The sequence below is a fragment of the Microbacterium sp. Ag1 genome (assembly GCF_001005635.1).
Taxonomy (GTDB): domain Bacteria; phylum Actinomycetota; class Actinomycetes; order Actinomycetales; family Microbacteriaceae; genus Microbacterium; species Microbacterium oxydans.
Genome location: NZ_LBCR01000027.1, coordinates 35,230 through 50,291, shown reverse-complemented (window position 1 = coordinate 50,291; position 15,062 = coordinate 35,230). Strand labels below are relative to the sequence as shown.

The 15,062-nt window shown below is 69.9% G+C and carries 17 protein-coding genes; 5 read left to right on the top strand and 12 right to left on the bottom strand.

Annotation, left to right across the window (positions count from 1 at the left end):
• Nucleotides 1-66 precede the first annotated feature (66 nt).
• From hemL to AAY78_RS06285, 10 genes are all read right to left on the bottom strand, one after another.
• Complete coding sequence (gene hemL, locus AAY78_RS06330; RefSeq protein ID WP_046747495.1) at nucleotides 67-1,389, bottom strand: glutamate-1-semialdehyde 2,1-aminomutase; 1,323 nt, start codon at nucleotides 1,387-1,389, stop codon at nucleotides 67-69.
• A gap of 22 nt (nucleotides 1,390-1,411) precedes the next feature.
• Nucleotides 1,412-2,389: a porphobilinogen synthase gene (gene hemB, locus AAY78_RS06325; RefSeq protein WP_046747494.1), complete on the bottom strand. Its 978-nt coding sequence runs from the start codon at nucleotides 2,387-2,389 to the stop codon at nucleotides 1,412-1,414.
• Complete coding sequence (locus tag AAY78_RS06320; protein ID WP_046747493.1) at nucleotides 2,386-3,183, bottom strand: uroporphyrinogen-III synthase; 798 nt, start codon at nucleotides 3,181-3,183, stop codon at nucleotides 2,386-2,388. Before AAY78_RS06320 ends, hemB begins: the two co-directional genes overlap by 4 nt.
• Entirely contained in the window at nucleotides 3,180-4,175 is a 996-nt protein-coding gene (gene hemC, locus AAY78_RS06315; RefSeq protein WP_046747492.1) for a hydroxymethylbilane synthase, read from the bottom strand. Before hemC ends, AAY78_RS06320 begins: the two co-directional genes overlap by 4 nt.
• A gap of 4 nt (nucleotides 4,176-4,179) precedes the next feature.
• Entirely contained in the window at nucleotides 4,180-4,860 is a 681-nt protein-coding gene (gene hemQ / locus AAY78_RS06310; RefSeq protein ID WP_046747491.1) for a hydrogen peroxide-dependent heme synthase, read from the bottom strand.
• A gap of 113 nt (nucleotides 4,861-4,973) precedes the next feature.
• Entirely contained in the window at nucleotides 4,974-5,246 is a 273-nt protein-coding gene (locus AAY78_RS06305; protein WP_046747490.1) for a hypothetical protein, read from the bottom strand.
• Nucleotides 5,233-5,640, bottom strand: coding sequence for a phage holin family protein (locus AAY78_RS06300; protein WP_046747489.1), 408 nt, complete (start codon nucleotides 5,638-5,640; stop codon nucleotides 5,233-5,235). Before AAY78_RS06300 ends, AAY78_RS06305 begins: the two co-directional genes overlap by 14 nt.
• A 1-nt stretch (nucleotide 5,641) precedes the next feature.
• Nucleotides 5,642-6,088 (bottom strand): hypothetical protein, encoded by a 447-nt coding sequence (locus tag AAY78_RS06295; protein WP_046747488.1) that lies wholly within the window; start codon nucleotides 6,086-6,088, stop codon nucleotides 5,642-5,644.
• 180 nt (nucleotides 6,089-6,268) lie between these two features.
• Nucleotides 6,269-7,861 carry a protoporphyrinogen/coproporphyrinogen oxidase gene (locus tag AAY78_RS06290; RefSeq protein ID WP_046747487.1) on the bottom strand — a complete coding sequence of 531 codons (1,593 nt, stop codon included), beginning with the start codon at nucleotides 7,859-7,861 and terminating at the stop codon, nucleotides 6,269-6,271.
• A gap of 66 nt (nucleotides 7,862-7,927) precedes the next feature.
• On the bottom strand, nucleotides 7,928-8,251 hold the full coding sequence (locus AAY78_RS06285) for a metalloregulator ArsR/SmtB family transcription factor (RefSeq protein ID WP_045264003.1): 324 nt from the start codon (nucleotides 8,249-8,251) through the stop codon (nucleotides 7,928-7,930).
• 67 nt (nucleotides 8,252-8,318) lie between these two features.
• On the opposite strand from AAY78_RS06285, the gene AAY78_RS06280 reads away from it, so the two are divergent.
• Nucleotides 8,319-9,215: an NAD-dependent epimerase/dehydratase family protein gene (locus AAY78_RS06280; RefSeq protein ID WP_046747486.1), complete on the top strand. Its 897-nt coding sequence runs from the start codon at nucleotides 8,319-8,321 to the stop codon at nucleotides 9,213-9,215.
• 3 nt (nucleotides 9,216-9,218) lie between these two features.
• Here the strand turns inward: AAY78_RS06280 and hemE are convergent, their stop codons facing one another.
• A complete protein-coding gene (hemE, locus tag AAY78_RS06275; RefSeq protein WP_046747485.1) occupies nucleotides 9,219-10,241 on the bottom strand; it encodes a uroporphyrinogen decarboxylase in 1,023 nt (340 codons plus the stop codon).
• 87 nt (nucleotides 10,242-10,328) lie between these two features.
• On the opposite strand from hemE, the gene AAY78_RS06270 reads away from it, so the two are divergent.
• Genes AAY78_RS06270 through AAY78_RS06260 form a run of 3 tightly spaced genes read left to right on the top strand, consistent with a single transcriptional unit; the run spans nucleotide 10,329 to nucleotide 12,652 of the window.
• The gene (locus tag AAY78_RS06270) at nucleotides 10,329-11,624 is read left to right on the top strand and encodes a glutamyl-tRNA reductase (RefSeq protein ID WP_046747484.1); all 1,296 of its coding nucleotides are present in this window, start codon (nucleotides 10,329-10,331) and stop codon (nucleotides 11,622-11,624) included.
• Nucleotides 11,625-11,657: 33 nt separating this feature from the next.
• On the top strand, nucleotides 11,658-12,230 hold the full coding sequence (locus tag AAY78_RS06265; RefSeq protein WP_046747483.1) for an HhH-GPD-type base excision DNA repair protein: 573 nt from the start codon (nucleotides 11,658-11,660) through the stop codon (nucleotides 12,228-12,230).
• Nucleotides 12,227-12,652: a DUF1801 domain-containing protein gene (locus tag AAY78_RS06260; protein ID WP_046747482.1), complete on the top strand. Its 426-nt coding sequence runs from the start codon at nucleotides 12,227-12,229 to the stop codon at nucleotides 12,650-12,652. Before AAY78_RS06265 ends, AAY78_RS06260 begins: the two co-directional genes overlap by 4 nt.
• Nucleotides 12,653-12,795: 143 nt before the next feature.
• On the opposite strand, the gene AAY78_RS06255 is transcribed toward AAY78_RS06260, so the two are convergent.
• A complete protein-coding gene (locus AAY78_RS06255) occupies nucleotides 12,796-13,950 on the bottom strand; it encodes an epoxide hydrolase family protein (protein WP_046747481.1) in 1,155 nt (384 codons plus the stop codon).
• A 69-nt stretch (nucleotides 13,951-14,019) separates the two neighbouring features.
• Here AAY78_RS06255 and AAY78_RS06250 point away from each other — a divergent pair, with 69 nt between their 5' ends.
• Nucleotides 14,020-14,976, top strand: a complete 957-nt coding sequence (locus AAY78_RS06250; RefSeq protein WP_046747480.1) for a helix-turn-helix transcriptional regulator — start codon at nucleotides 14,020-14,022, stop codon at nucleotides 14,974-14,976.
• Nucleotides 14,977-15,062: the final 86 nt, after the last annotated feature.

Below are 15,062 nucleotides of genomic sequence, written 5' to 3'. Positions count from 1 at the left end.
GGACGCGCGGTCACGGACGCGCGGTCCTGGACGCGCCCTCACGAACGCACAGTCACCAACGCGCGGTCATGGACGAGCAGCTGCGGCCGCAGCGGCTGCGGCAGGAAGAGCAGCTTCGATCTGCTGCAGCTCGTCCTCACCGTGGGCCGCGGTCAGGAACCACGCCTCGAAGACGCTCGGGGGAAGCGCCACCCCCTGCTCACGCAGCGAGTGGAAGAACGGCGCGTAGCGGAACGACTCCTGAGCCTGAGCTTCGGCGTAGTCCCTCGGCGCCGACGCCCGGAACGAGGCGTTGAACAGGTTGCCCGCGGTGGCCACCGCGTGCGTCACGCCGGCGTCCGTGAGGGCCGCGTCGAGGGCGGTAGAGACTCGAAGAGATGCGGCGTCCACCGTCGCGTAGACCTCCGGTGTCGCGAGCCGCAGCGTCGCGAGACCCGCTGCTACCGAGAGCGGATTCCCCGAGAGAGTGCCCGCCTGGTAGACCGGCCCGAGGGGAGCGAGCAGATCCATGACATCGGCTCGACCACCGAGCGCGGCCAGGGGCATGCCTCCACCGACGACCTTGCCGAACGTGAAGATGTCCGGCAGGTAGTCCTCGCCCGCAGCGGCCTGCAGACCCCAGAACCCTGCCGGGTGCACCCGGAATCCGGTGAGCACCTCATCGAGGATCATCAACGCTCCGTGGGCGTGGGCGGTCTCCGCGATCAGACGGTTGAAACCGGGCAGCGGGGCCACGACGCCCATGTTCGCGGCCGAGGCTTCGACGATGACCGCGGCGATGCGCTGGCCATGCTCCGCGAACACCGCAGCCAGCGCCTCGGGATCGTTGTACCCGATCACGAGCGTCTGCGCCGCGATCGGTGCCGGGACACCTGCCGACCCCGGAAGCGCGAGCGTCGCGACGCCGGAACCTGCTTCGGCGAGAAGGCCATCCGAATGCCCGTGATAGTGACCGGCGAACTTCACCAACAGGTCGCGACCCGTGGCGCCCCGCGCAAGGCGGATGGCCGTCATGGTCGCCTCAGTACCCGTGGAGACCAGACGCACGCGCTCGACAGGACGGATCTCGCCGAACCGCACACGGTCGGCGATCAACGCGGCGAGCTCGACCTCGCCCTCCGTCGGAGCGCCGAACGACAGGCCGCGAGCTGCGGCCTCCTGCACCGCGGCGACGATCTCCGGGTGCGCGTGCCCCAGCAGCGCAGGACCCCACGACGCGACGAGGTCGACATACTCGCGGCCGGCGGCATCCGTGACCTTCGCCCCCTTCGCCGAAGCGAGGAACCGCGGCGTCCCGCCCACCGAACCGTAAGCACGCACCGGGGAGTTGACCCCACCGGGGATGACCGCGCGGGCAGCGGAGAACAGGTCGTCGTTACGGTCGTTCATGAAAGGAGTGCTCCTCGGTGAATCAGTCGCGCAGCCAGCCGGCCGCTTCGGTGGCCCAGTAGGTGAGCACCGCATCCGCACCGGCGCGGCGGATGGAGAGAAGGGACTCGAGAACGGCTGCTCGACGATCGATCCACCCGTTCGCACCGGCGGCCTCGATCATCGCGTACTCGCCGGAGACCTGATATGCCCACACCGGAATGCTCACGGTGTCGCGCACCTCGCGGAGCACGTCGAGGAAGGCCATCGCCGGCTTCACCATGACGATGTCCGCACCCTCGGCCTCGTCCACCACTGCTTCGCGCACGCCCTCGCGACGGTTTCCCGGATCGAGCTGGTACGTGCGGCGGTCGCCCTTCAGCTGAGAGTCCACTGCCTCCCGGAAAGGTCCGTAGAACGCGCTCGCGTACTTCGCCGCATAGGCCAGCAGGAGCGTGTCCGTGAAGCCCTCGCTGTCGAGCGCCTTGCGGATCACGGCGACCTGGCCGTCCATCATGCCGGACAGCCCGAGCAGCTGCGACCCCGCGCGCGCCTGGGAGAGAGCCATCGCGGTGTACCGTTCGAGCGTCGCATCGTTGTCGACGGAGCCGTCGGCCGCGAGCACGCCGCAGTGTCCGTGGTCGGTGAACTCATCGAGACACAGATCGGTCTGCACGACGAGCGCGTCGCCGACCTCTGCCGCCAGCGCTTCGGTTGCGACGTTGAGGATCCCATGCGGATCATCGGCGCCCGAGCCGAGGGCGTCGCGCACCTCGGGGACACCGAACAGCATCACGCCACCGACCCCCGCCTCCGCAGCCTCGACCGCGGCCGCACGCAGCGAATCGAGAGAATGCTGAGCGACACCGGGCATCGACCCGATCTGCACGGGCTCCGTGATGCCCTCTCGCACGAACAGCGGGAGGACGAGCTGCCCCGGCAGCAGCGAGGTCTTGCGCACCAGATCGCGCACTGCACGAGACTGCCGCAGTCGTCTCAGTCGCACGTCGGGGAAGCTCACGGCGCGAACTCGTCGGCCGCGTGCGGAAGGGTGAAGTGCGAGACGGCCTCGATCAGGGCGTCGATCGTCTGACGGTCGGCCACCACCGACACGGGAAGCCCGGCGCGCTGCGCGTCTTTCGCGGTGCGGGGGCCGATAGCCGCGAGCAGGGTGTCGTCGGGGATCTCCGGGAACTGCTCGCGCACCTGCTCGGCGACCGAACCGCTCGTGATGAGGATCGCGTTGATCCGACCGTTCTCCACATCGCGGCGAATCCGCTCCGTGACCGGGACGCCGACCGTGCGATACGCCACGACACCGTGCACATCATGGCCCGCTTCGGAGAGCAGCCGGCTGAGCACGGGCTTCGCGATCTCGCTGCGCAGCGCGAGGATGCGGCGCGGCTCCTTCTCGAGGGCGATGAGCTGCTGTGCCATCCCCTCTGCGGAGTTGTCCTGCTCCGGGACCAGCGTGACCTCGTAGCCGACCGCCTGCAGAGCCGCCGCGGTCGTCTCGCCGACAGCGGCGATCTTGGTCGAACGCGGCACGACCGCCCTGTGGGCGAAGAGCACGTCGACGGTGGTGGCGCTCGTGACCGTCAGCCAGTCGAACTCCCCGGCGGCCAGCTGCGCCAACGCCGAGTCGAGCGTCGCCTGGTCGGTCGTCGGCGCGAAGTTGATGAGCGGGGCGACGACGGGGACCGCGCCCAGCGCGCGCAGGCTCGCGGCGACGCTGTCGCCCCACGGCCCGCCACGGGGCACGAGGATGCGCCAGCCGTCCAGCGGTCGGTCCTGCTTGATTTCGGAAGTGGTCATGAGGATTGCTCTCGGGATACGAGGCCGGCCGCCCCTTGATCGAGCAGCCGACGGGCAACAGTGAACCCGAGCTCGCGCGCTGCGTGCATCGGGTCTGCACCATCGGCAGCATCCGCTCCATTGCCACTGCCGTTCCGACGAATATACTCCCCGTTCAGGTCTTCCGTGACGTCGAGGCCGATCCGGCGACCCCCGTCAGCGGCGTACACGACGGTCCTGACGCGGATCGAGGAGCCGTCGACGACGGCGTGAGCGGCCATCGGTGCCTGGCACCCGGCATCCAGGCCCTGCAGGATCGCGCGCTCGACGGTGATGGCCAGACGCGTGTCGGTGTCGTCGAGACCGGCGAGGGCCGTGAGCAGCTCCTGCGGGGCGTCCGCCCGGGTCTCGACCGCGAGCGAACCCTGTCCCGGCGCGGTGGGCCATTCTGCGAGACCGAGCTCTTCGCGTCGGAGCGGCGACTTCGCGTCGAGCCTCGAGAGACCGGCTGCCGCGAGGATCACCGCATCCAGCTCACCGGAGACGACTCTGGCAAGCCGGGAATCGACGTTCCCGCGGATGTCGACGACCTCGGTGCCGGGTGCTCGCCGGTGGACCTGGGCGATGCGTCGCGGTGAGCCGGTGCCGACGGTGCTTCCCGAGCGGAGTTCGTGCAACGCGGTGCCGTCACGGGTCAGGACCACGTCACGCGGGTCTTCGCGCTTCGGGGTCGCCGCGATCACGAGCCCTTCAGGGATGGCGGTGGGGAGATCCTTCAGCGAATGCACCAGGAAGTCGCACTCCCCCGCGAACAACGCCTCGCGAAGACGCGTCGCGAAGATGCCCTGCCCGCCGATCTCGGAGAGCGACGCGCGGTTGGTGTCGCCTTCGCTGGTGATCGGGACGAGTTCGACCCGGCGCCCCGACAGCTTCTCGAGAGCCGCGGCGACATGACCCGACTGCGCCTGCGCGAGCGCGCTTCGACGGGTACCGAGACGGATGGGAGTGCTCATGCGCTTACTGGAGGACGTCCGCGATCTCGTCGAACCGGAGCCTGCGCCCCGTGTAGAAGGGCACCTCCTCCTTCACGTACAGGCGGGCGTCGGTGTACCGCAGATCGCGCATCATGTCGACGAGGTCGGTGAGCTCATCGGCCTCGAGCGGAAGCAGCCACTCGTAGTCGCCGAGCGCGAACGAGGCGACGGTGTTGGCGAGCACGCCCTTGAACGCCGCGCCCTTGCGTCCGTGGTCGGCGAGCATGGTGCGACGCTCCTCCTCCGGGGCGAGGTACCACTCCGGCGTGCGCACGAACGGGTAGAGGCAGAGCCAGTCCTTGGGGCCGATGCCGCGGAGGAAGCCCGGCACATGCGAACGGTTGAACTCGGCGTCGCGATGCACGCCCATCACGTTCCACACCGGGAGGAGGGAGCGCAGCAGCTCGGTGCGACGCAGGCGGCGCAGCGCCTTCTGCAGCTCCTCCGCCGTATCACCGTGCAGCCACACCATGAGGTCGGCGTCGGCCTTGAGCCCGGAGACGTCGTAGAAGCCGCGGACGGTCACGCCCGAATCCTCGATGTAGGAGACGATCGTCTCGAGCTCGGTCGAGTCGTTCTCCGTCACGGGGACGTCGGGGTTTCGTCGCCAGACGGCCCAGAGGGTGAAGCCGGACGGGTTCTCATCGCGCTCTTCGGACATCATGCTCCCCAGTCTGCCTCGTTTACGCAGGAGCCGCTAATCACCCGGACGGGCGCCTCACGACATCCTGGAATACTGCGCACCAGTGCGAGATGCGTGTCAGTGCGAGATGCGTGTCAGCGCGAGATGAAGCGTGCGATCGCCCAGACCGCGCCGCCGACCGCCGCCGCGATGCCGACGGTGGCGGCGACCGCCCCGATCGGGTTGCGGTCGGCGAACACGCGCGCCCTGGCCACCGCACGCGTCGACGCCTTCTCGACCCGGCGCGGGATGTTCCCCTTGATCTCGATCGCGGCGAGGGCGGCCTTCAGCTCCGCACGAGCCGAGGCGACCGGGTCGACGATCCCGCCGGGGACGGCGGTGCGCGGCAGCGACTCAGAATTCGTCATCGCCGGCCTCCTTCACGATTCGGATGTCTTCGGCTACGGCCTGAGCCGGATTCTGGCGCGCGAGCACCTTGCGGAACTTGAGGACGCCCAGCAGAGCGAACAGCAGCACCGCGAGGATCAGGATGCCGAACACCGCGATCGCGGACAGCCATACGGGCCACCATGACGACAGACCCGCGATCGCGAAGACCAGGATCACCGGCACGGCCCAGAACAGGAAGAACAGCGCGACGAGGAACCACACGGAACCGATGCCGGCGTCCTTCGAGGTGCGCGAGATCCACGCCTTCGCCGCGTCGATCTCGGCCTTGACCAGATTCGTGACGAGTTCCGGCAGATCCCCGAGGAGAGTCAGCAGACTGTCGTCGGCACGATCGCGGTATCCGCGGGGCATGTCAGGCGCCGGACTTCTTGGTGGCCGACTTCGCGGCGGGCTTCTTGGCAGCCGGCTTCTTCGCGGCGGGCTTGGAAGAGGCGGACGTCGAGGTCTTGCTGGACGAAGCCGTGGCCTTCGCCGCCTCGACCGCTTCCTCCGTCGCCTCGGCCAGGTCTTCCGCGGCCTCACGACCGGTGGCGATCGCGGAGTCGAGGCGCTGACCCGGCGTGCCGTTGCCGCTGACGGACTTCGCGACCTTCACGACGCCGGTCCAGAGCGCACCGGGGACGGCTGCGGCTTTGTCGCCGACGAAGCCCTTGACCTTGGTGACCTGCTCCTGCACGGGATCGAGGTGCCACACCTTGAGCCACTGCGTCTTGATCTGCTCGTAGCGCTCACGTCCGGCACGGGTGCCGAGGACGTAGCCCACGCCGAGTCCGACGACGAGTCCGATCTTCCCCTTCATGGGGTCTCCTCACCTTGTTCCGGTAGTCCGGCCAGATTCGCCCGGTTGGGATCGGTCGCAGGCTCTCGCACCCCGCGGCCAGGTACCCAGCGTAACCCCGTATGCCGATTTCGGCATCTATGGGTCAGAGGGTTGACACGGAGCGCTCTCTCCGTCATGGCGCTCAGTCCGTCGAAGCGCTCAGTCCCACAGAAGGAAGCGCCGGAGGCGGTCGGCCTCATCCCTGGCGTCGGGGATCACCTGGGCGAGTCCTGTCCCCGCAAGCCAGGCGCCGACCACGGCCATGCCGGGCACCGCCTCGATCGCCGCGCGCGCGGCCGTGCGCCGTTCACCGGATCCGATGATCGATGCGGGCTGCGACTGGACGAACCGACCGCGATGCGAGGCGATCACGGCTTCGGGAGCGATGGCGACTCCGAGCAGGGCGGCCGCCTCGCTCCGCGCCAGTGCAGCCGCCGCGTCGTCGGTCAGCCGAGCGGTGGCGGCCGGCTCGCCCTGAGCTCCGAACGACACGCGGACGATCTCCCGGGAACCCGCCGCAGTCCCCACCCAGCCCCACTTCGCGGTCGAGTGCGTCAGGGCCTTGGCCGTGTGGCTCCCCGGAACGGTGAGCACACCTGTTCCCCGTGGGGCGGACGCGATCTCGGGGGCGTCGAGGAGAAGCGTGACGATCTCGATCTCCGGCGAGGCCGCGGCCTGCGTCTTCTGGAGGTCCGGTATCACCGCGGCGAGGAGTCCTCGCGCCGTCGACTCGGGCGTCGCGATGATGACGGCGTCCGCGTCGAGCTCCTCGATCACCGGTGGCGCGGATTCCGCCGCGACGTCCTCATCGGCCGGTGCACCCTCGAGCGCCGGTTCACCGCCGTGCTCCGCATCCGCCGCGGACTCGGCCTCGACAGACCACGTCGCACCCGCCCTGCGGAGACTGCGCACCCGAACGCCCGTGCGCACGTCGGCGTCGAGGCGCTTCAGGTCGGCGGCGAGCGCATCGATGAGGGTGCTCATCCCCCCGGAGAGGCCCTCGACGGCAGCTCCAGGAGTCTTCGCCACGACTGGGGCGGTGCCGTCGGCCTCCGGCGCTGTCGCCGCAGCTTTCGCCGCGGCTTCGTCGCGGAGGGTCTGCACCGCGCCGGAGAGCGAGCCGACCCTGGTCAGGGCGGCATTGAGCCCCGGGGCCGCGACGTCGATATCGACGTCGTCCGGAGACGCGGAGTAGACGCCCGTCGTCACGGGGGCGACGAGTCGATCCCGCACCTTCGCCCCCATGCGCGACGCGACGAGCTTCCCGAGGCTCAGCTGGTGCCCGATCGTGAGGGGCGGACGCACCCGATCGAGGTATGCGCGCCAGACACCCGACCACCCGATGATGCGACGGACGTCGGGCTGGAACGGATTCGAAGGGATGCCGAGGATGCCGCCCGCCGGAAGCGGGGCAGCTCCGACACCGGGGATGCCGGCCAGCCAGGCGCCACCGGCCTGCGGAACCACGATGCGGTCCGTGAGATCGAGTTCCTCGACGAGAGCGCGGACGAGACCACCCCTGGTGGCATAGCTCTCCGCCCCGGCATCGACCGTGACCCCGTCGAGGTCGACCCGCCGGATCGCGCCGCCCAGCTCCGCCTCGGCTTCGAGGACGGTGACGCGCATCCCGACCTTGGCGCATTCGCGCGCGGCGACGAGCCCTCCGATGCCCCCGCCGACGACCACCACGTGCTTCTCGGCCGCGCGGGCGGCCAGGTCGAAGGGCTCGGCGGACGAGGACTCAGGGCTCATGCCGTCAATTCTCGCACCGGGTGCGCCGCACGACTTCTGCGGTGCAGCCCCGCCTGCGCGCGCTCGTCACGCGTCGACGGAGCCGCGTCCTCGCTTGCGGACTTCGCGCAGCACGATCTGCTCGGGACACACCGTGGAGAGGAAATCGCCGACCGACAGCGCGAGACGCTCACCGACGAGCGAGTACAGGATGCGGTTGGCATCGCGGCGCTCGCTGATGAGACCCGCCTGGCGGAGCACACTCAGGTGGCGGGAGATGGTCGGTCCGCTCGCCGAGAAGCGGGAGGCGATCTCGCCGGCCGCGAGCTCACCGTCCTTCAGGTCCTGCAGGATCTGACGTCGGGTGGGGTGCGCCAGCGCTGCGAAGATGTCCGTCGCGCTGTCTGTCATGGTTGCAATATAGCATCCTTGCTAGATACTCTTTAGCCGTATAGCTAATGAGCGAAGGAGATGCACGATGCGAGTGGCAATCACAGGCGGCACGGGATTCGTCGGCAGGAACCTCGCTGAGCGACTCGACGATGCCGTGGTCGTCTCCCGCCGCAGCGGGGTCGACATCACCGACGTCGAGGCGCTGATCAGGTCGTTCGAGGGCTGTGACGCCGTGGCTCACTGCGCGGGGATCAACCGCGAGATCGGCGACCAGACCTTCCGCCGCGTGCACGTCGACGGCACACGCGCCGTGGTGGAGGCCGCTCGCCGCGCGGGCGTGAAGCGCATCGTCCTGGTCAGCTTCCTCCGAGCCCGCCCCGACTGCGGCTCCGGCTACCACGAGTCGAAGTGGCAGGCGGAGGAGATCGTGCGCGCCTCGGGCATCCCGCACACGATCCTCAAGTCCGGGATGATCTACGGCCCCGGCGATCACATGGTCGACCACGTGACCAAGGCCGTGCGAACCCTCCCCTTCTTCTGGACCGTCGGCTACCGCGAGCGCACGGCACGACCGGTGCCGGTCGAAGATGCGGTCGATGTGCTCGTCGCGGCGCTCGAAGGACGGATCGCCGAGCCGACCATCGCCGTCCTGGGGGTGGACGAGGTCACCCTCGGAGAGGCCATCCGCCGCATCGCCCGTGTCGCTGGACGTCGCCCCGCGTACATCCCGGTGCCGACGTGGATGGTGCGGGTGCTGGCGCAGGTGACGGAATGGACGATGGTCGTGCCTCTCGTCGCGAAGGCGCAGGCACGGATGCTCGCCGAGGGCGTGAGCGAACCCGCGCCGTTCGCTCCGGAAGCGCCCATCGACATCCGCCCGTCACGCTCCTTCGACGACGAGCGCATCCGCGTAGCCCTCCCGTCGGGACGCTTCACCCTCACGGACCTGCGCCTCACGCGCCGGATTCGCAGGGGGCGGTGACGGTCAGATCGTGTGCGCCAGCTCGACGATGCGGGTGAGCTGATCCGGGTCGGTCTCCGGCGGCACGCCGTGGCCGAGGTTCAGGATGTGCCCGCGCGCCGCGCGACCCCGCTCGACGACGTCGCGCACATGGGCCTCCAGGACCGGCCACGGGGCGGAGAGCAGCGCGGGGTCGATGTTGCCCTGCACCGTGACATCCGGCCCCAGGATCGCAGCGGCCTCGTCGAGGGGCAGCCGCCAGTCGACACCCACGCCGTCGGCAACACCGTCGAGGCGCATGTCGGCGAGGAAGGGACCTGTCCCGACCCCGAAGTGGATCGTCGGCAGGCCGATGCCGGACAGGGCGGCGTGCGAGTGCGGGGCCACGAAGGCGCGGTAGTCCGCCGTGCTGAGGGAACCGGCCCAGCTGTCGAAGAGCTGGACGACGGATGCCCCGGCGTCGCGCTGAGTCTCGAGGAAGCGACGGGAGACACGCGCCAACCAGCCCGCGAGGCGGTTCCACGACTCCGGGTCGGAATGCATCATGGCCCTGGCCCGCAGGTGCTCCTTGGACGGCCCGCCCTCGACGAGGTAGGCGGCGAGGGTGAACGGGGCGCCCGCGAATCCGATCAGCGGGGTGTCGCCGAGCTCGGCCGTGACGAGCCGCACGGCCTCGGCGATGGCCGTGCCGTCCAGATCGTCCGGATCGATCGCGGTGACGCGCTCGACGTCGGCCGCCGTGCGCACCGGGTTCGCGAACACCGGACCGCGACCCGGCTCGATCTCCACCTCGACCCCGGCGAGCCGCAGCGGGATGACGATGTCGCTGAAGAAGACCGCCGCGTCCACACCGTGACGGCGCACCGGCTGCAGGGTGATCTCCGCGGCGAGGTCGGGAGTCAGGCAGGCGTCGAGCATCCGGGTGCCCACACGCAGCTCACGGTACTCCGGGAGGGAGCGGCCGGCCTGCCGCATGAACCACACGGGGGCGTGTGCGGGACGGTCGCCGGCGAGGGCGCGCAGGAGCGGGGCATCGGAGAGGGCCATACTCCCATCCTCCCATCCACCCCTTATGGAGCCGCCGAGTTCGAGCTGCCGACCCTTCGCCCGCAGACGCTCCGGTACAATCGATCTGTGCTGCTGTGTGTCACGGCGAGTCACAAGACCGCCTCCTTCGAATTGCTCGAACGCCTGAGCCGCACCCCCGACGACGTCGCTCCCACCATCGTGGGCATGACGCCGTGTGTGCAGGGTGCGGTCGTGCTGGCGACGTGCAACCGCTTCGAGGCGTACGTGGAGATGGACGAGCCGGTCACCGCCGCAGGTGCCATCGGCGTCGAAGCCGTGATCGAAGCGGTCGAGTCCGCCACCGGCATCCCCGCCGCCGACCTCGACGGCGCCTACACCGTCCACGCCGGACGCCGCGTCGCCGAGCACCTGTTCTCCGTGGCATCCGGGCTCGAGTCCGTCGTCTCCGGAGAGGGCGAGATCGCCGGTCAGGTGCGCCGCGCCCTCAAGTCCGCTCGCAAGGACGGCACCACCTCGCCCGAGCTCGAGCGCCTCTTCCAGCGCGCCAGCCAGGCTCAGCGCAAGGTCAAGAACGTGACCGCCCTCGGCCGCGCCGGTCGTTCTCTGGTGCGCCTCGCGCTCGAACTCGCCGACAGCCGCATCGCCGACTGGTCTGCGGAGCGTGTGCTGCTGGTCGGAACCGGCGCCTACGCGGCCGTCACCCTCGCGACGCTCCGCGAGCGCGGCGCCGTGAACATCTCGGTGTACTCGCCCTCCGGCCGTGCCGAGGTCTTCGCCGCGAAGCACGGCATCCGGCCGATCACCGCCGACGAGTACGCCGGCACCGCGGCACGATCGAGCCTTCTCATCACCTGCACCACCGCCACGGAACCGGTCCTCGGCCCTGAGCACCTGCAGCTGCCGACCGGCCCCGCTGCGGCGGGCTGCCCCGTCGGCACGCACAGTCAGCTCGTGGTCGACCTCGGCATGCCCCGCAACGTCGACCCCGCCGTCGCGTCGCTCGAGGGCGTCGCACTGCTCGACCTCGAGACCATCCGACTGCACGCGCCCCTCGAAGAGCTGCAGGCGACGGATGCCGCTCGCAGCGTCGTCCGCGAGGCCGCCGAGACCTTCCACGTGGTGGGCGCGCGCCAGAGCGTGACCCCGTCGGTCGTGGCCTTCCGCTCGCACATCTTCGAACTGCTCGAGCGGGAGATCGCCCGGGCCCGCGCACGCGGCGACGAGGACGGCAAGGTCGAGCAGGCCCTGCGACACCTCTCCGGCGTGCTGCTGCACACCCCGACCGTGCGCGCGCACGAACTCGCCGCCGCGGGCCGCGCCGACGAGTTCACCGCCGCGCTGGCCGCCCTGTACGGCATCGCGCCGGAGGCCGACTCCGTGGACGACGCCGCCAGCGCCTGACGCGCTCAGCCCACGCGGTGGCAGACTGGAGGCATGGCCCTTCACATCACCGGAGACACCGCCGCCGACGAGCTGCTGACCGACAACCCGCTGGCTCTGCTGGTGGGGATGCTGCTCGACCAGCAGGTGCCGATGGAGACCGCGTTCGCCGGTCCGCTCAAGATCGAGCAGCGCACCGGAGCGGCTGATGCCGCCACCATCGCCGGCATGGCGCCGGACGAGTTCCTCGAGGCCTTCAAGCAGACTCCCGCCGTGCACCGGTTCCCCGGGTCGATGGCGACGCGCGTTCAGACGCTGTGCCAGACCCTGGTCGACGACTGGGGCGGCGACGCGGCCGCGCTGTGGACCCAGGGCGACCCGTCGGGACCCGAGGTGCTCAAGCGGCTCAAGGCACTCCCCGGGTTCGGAGAGCAGAAGGCCAAGATCTTCCTCGCCCTCCTCGGCAAGCAGTACGGCTTCACCGGCGAGGGCTGGCGCGAGGCATCAGCCCCCTATGGCGAGGACGGGTCGTACCGCAGCGTGGCCGACATCGTCTCGCCCGACTCCCTCGCCAAGGTGCGCGAGCACAAGAAGGCCATGAAGGCGGCGGCGAAGGCCACGAAGTGAAGCCGACGGGGGATGACGTAGCCGGGCTCATCGCCCGCGCCTCCCCCGCAGTGCGCCGCAGGGACGCCGAGACGCTGACCGCGCTCATGCAGGAGATCACCGGTCGCGAGCCGCAGACCTGGGGCACCATCATCGGATTCGGCTCCTGCCACTACCGCTACCCCACCGGCACGGAGGGCGACAGCGGGCTGCTCGGCTTCGCCCCGCGCAAGGCCGCGACGACGATCTACCTGTTCGACGGAGTGGACGCGCACACCGAAGCTCTGGCGGAACTCGGCCCCCACACGACCGGTGTCGGCTGCCTGTACATCAAAGACCTGGAGCAGGTCGACCTGGACGTGCTGCGCGGCATCCTGGAGCGCTCGCTGGCCTGGGTCGAGGCCGGCGGCAGCGAGGGCGTGCGCCTCACGGTCACGGGCTGAGTCCGGGCGAAGAGTCGCGCCACGCGCGTGCTCGCGTGCTCGCGAGGTTCGAGACCCATGCTGCGCGCCGAGACCCATCCGCAACAGCGTTTGCGCGGATGGGTCTCGGCGAGGAGCGTGGGTCTGGCCCGACGTGACAGGAGTCAGTGCTGCGGGGCGAAGAACGCGCGGATGTCGCCCGCCAGCAGGTCGGGGCGCTCCAGGGCGGCGAAGTGCCCTCCCTCCTCGAAGCGGCTCCAGTGCACGATGTTCGAGTTGTCGCGCTCGGCGAACACCCGGATCGTCTGGAAGTCGTCCGCGAACACCGCGACCCCGGTGCGCGCGGCGTTGATCTGCGGCTCTACGCCCTCGGCAGCAGCAGCGGCGTCCGCCCTGGCGTTCTCGAGGTAGCTGCGGCTCATGCCCGATGCCGCGTTGGCGAACCAGTTCACGCTGACTTCGAGCAGGATCTTCTCCAGCGGCACCAGGGACGTACCGTTGCCGAACGAGTTGAACAGCTCGCTGTAGGCCAGCAGCCCCACCGGGGAATCGCTGATCCCCACCGACACGGTCTGCGGACGCGACGAGTTCATCGTGTTGTACCCGCCCACCGACTGGAACCACTGCATGTGCTCCAGGCCGGCGTAGTCCGCAGGCTCGAGCTTCTCGAACTCTGCAGGGTCACCCGAGGGGAACGAGAACAGCTGCAGCACGTGCAGGCCGAGGAAGCCCTCGGGCTCCCGAAGGCCCAGCTCTCGAGCCACCATGGCGCCGTTGTCGGAACCGTGGATGCCGTAGCTCTCGTAACCGAGACCGCGCATGAGACGGTCGTACGCCTCAGCGACCCGCGCCGTCGTCCACCCCGCCGACGCCAGAGGCTGCGAGAACCCGTAGCCCGGTGCATCCGGGATCACGAGGTCGAACGCGTCCTCGGCACGGCCGCCGTGCGCCACGGGATCGACCAGCCGATCGATCAGGTCGAGGTAGTCGATCGAGGAGCCGGGGTAGGTGTGGGCGAGCAGCAGTGGGGTCGCACCTTCGTGAGCCGAACGCACGTGGAGGAAATGGATCGTCTGGCCGTCGATCTCGGTGGTGAAGTGCGGGACGGCGTTGATCCGCTCCTGAGCGGCTGCCCAGTCGAAGTCGCGCCAGGCGGCGACGGCTTCACGCAGGTAGGAGTTGGGGGTGCCCGCATCCCAGTCGTCCGTCGGCGAGGGCTGCGGAAGGCGGGTGCGGGCGAGGCGATCCTGAAGATCGGCGACCTCGGCAGCGGAGACCGAGACGGTGAAGGGGCGGAAGCTGAGCGTCGTGTTGTCCATAGCTCGAAGATAGGAGCGCATTAGGTTGGATTTGTTCCTAATGGATGCACGACTTTTCGAGGAGTTCCGATGGCCGATCCGACCGCTCGACTGCTCGCGCTGCTGGCCCTGTTGCAGACCGGCCCCGGGCGTTCCGGCACCGACCTCGCCGTCCGACTCGGTGTCTCCTCGCGCACCGTGCGGCACGACATCGAGAGACTGCGCGAACTCGGGTATCCCGTCGATGCCACGCGCGGATCCGTCGGCGGATATCGTCTCGGGGCGGGCGGCACCCTCCCTCCGCTCCTCCTCGACGATGAGGAGGCCGTGGCGGTCACGGTCGGACTCCGCGCCGCCGCCGGCATCGCGGGGGTCGAAGAGTCGGGGGCGAGAGCGCTCGCCAAGCTGGAGCAGGTGCTGCCGTCGCACCTGCGCCCCACCGTCGACGCGCTCCGCTCCAGCGTCGACCGCGCCCCGGAGAACAACGACACCGACGCGCCCGACCCCGAAGTCGACGCCGCGTCGCTGCAGGCCATCGCGCGCGCCATCCGCGACCAGGAGTGGCTGCGCTTCGACTACGAGGGGGCTCCCCGGCTGGTCGAGCCGTATCGGCTGCTCACCTGGGTGCGGCGCTGGTACCTCGTGGCACGCGACCCCGACGCCGACGAGTGGGGAACGTACCGGGTCGACTGGATGGACCTGCGGATGCCGACGCACCGCCGCTTCGACGCGCGACCGCTCCCGGGTGGCGACTACACGGCCTTCGCGATGCGGACCATCGCGGTGAGCGGGTGGATCGTGCACGCCCGACTGCGCATCGACGCGCCGGCGGAGGCCGTTCTCGACCGCATCCACGCCGCGGTCGGGGTGGTCGAACCCGTCGACGACGAGCACTGCATCCTCGTCACCGGTGCCGACAGCCTCGACACCATCGCCGCCTACATCGGGATGCTGATGATGGATTTCACGGTCGAGAGTCCGCCTGAGCTGCTCCCCCGCCTGCAGCTCCTCTCCGAGCGCTACGCGCGCGCCGTGCGGGGATCATGACGGGGATCATGACGGGATCGAAACCCACCCTCCCCCTCGAGACCCACTCCTACGTGCTCCGATCACGATGGGTCTCGGCGGTGGGG

Coding starts and splice junctions, on each gene's coding strand:
- hemL (WP_046747495.1), bottom strand. CDS start 1,389: ATGAACGACCGTAACGACGACCTGTTCTCCGCTGCCCGCGCGGTCATC.
- AAY78_RS06320 (WP_046747493.1), bottom strand. CDS start 3,183: ATGACCACTTCCGAAATCAAGCAGGACCGACCGCTGGACGGCTGGCGC.
- hemC (WP_046747492.1), bottom strand. CDS start 4,175: ATGAGCACTCCCATCCGTCTCGGTACCCGTCGAAGCGCGCTCGCGCAG.
- hemQ (WP_046747491.1), bottom strand. CDS start 4,860: ATGATGTCCGAAGAGCGCGATGAGAACCCGTCCGGCTTCACCCTCTGG.
- AAY78_RS06305 (WP_046747490.1), bottom strand. CDS start 5,246: ATGACGAATTCTGAGTCGCTGCCGCGCACCGCCGTCCCCGGCGGGATC.
- AAY78_RS06300 (WP_046747489.1), bottom strand. CDS start 5,640: ATGCCCCGCGGATACCGCGATCGTGCCGACGACAGTCTGCTGACTCTC.
- AAY78_RS06295 (WP_046747488.1), bottom strand. CDS start 6,088: ATGAAGGGGAAGATCGGACTCGTCGTCGGACTCGGCGTGGGCTACGTC.
- AAY78_RS06290 (WP_046747487.1), bottom strand. CDS start 7,861: ATGAGCCCTGAGTCCTCGTCCGCCGAGCCCTTCGACCTGGCCGCCCGC.
- AAY78_RS06285 (WP_045264003.1), bottom strand. CDS start 8,251: ATGACAGACAGCGCGACGGACATCTTCGCAGCGCTGGCGCACCCCACC.
- AAY78_RS06280 (WP_046747486.1), top strand. CDS start 8,319: ATGCGAGTGGCAATCACAGGCGGCACGGGATTCGTCGGCAGGAACCTC.
- hemE (WP_046747485.1), bottom strand. CDS start 10,241: ATGGCCCTCTCCGATGCCCCGCTCCTGCGCGCCCTCGCCGGCGACCGT.
- AAY78_RS06265 (WP_046747483.1), top strand. CDS start 11,658: ATGGCCCTTCACATCACCGGAGACACCGCCGCCGACGAGCTGCTGACC.
- AAY78_RS06255 (WP_046747481.1), bottom strand. CDS start 13,950: ATGGACAACACGACGCTCAGCTTCCGCCCCTTCACCGTCTCGGTCTCC.
- AAY78_RS06250 (WP_046747480.1), top strand. CDS start 14,020: ATGGCCGATCCGACCGCTCGACTGCTCGCGCTGCTGGCCCTGTTGCAG.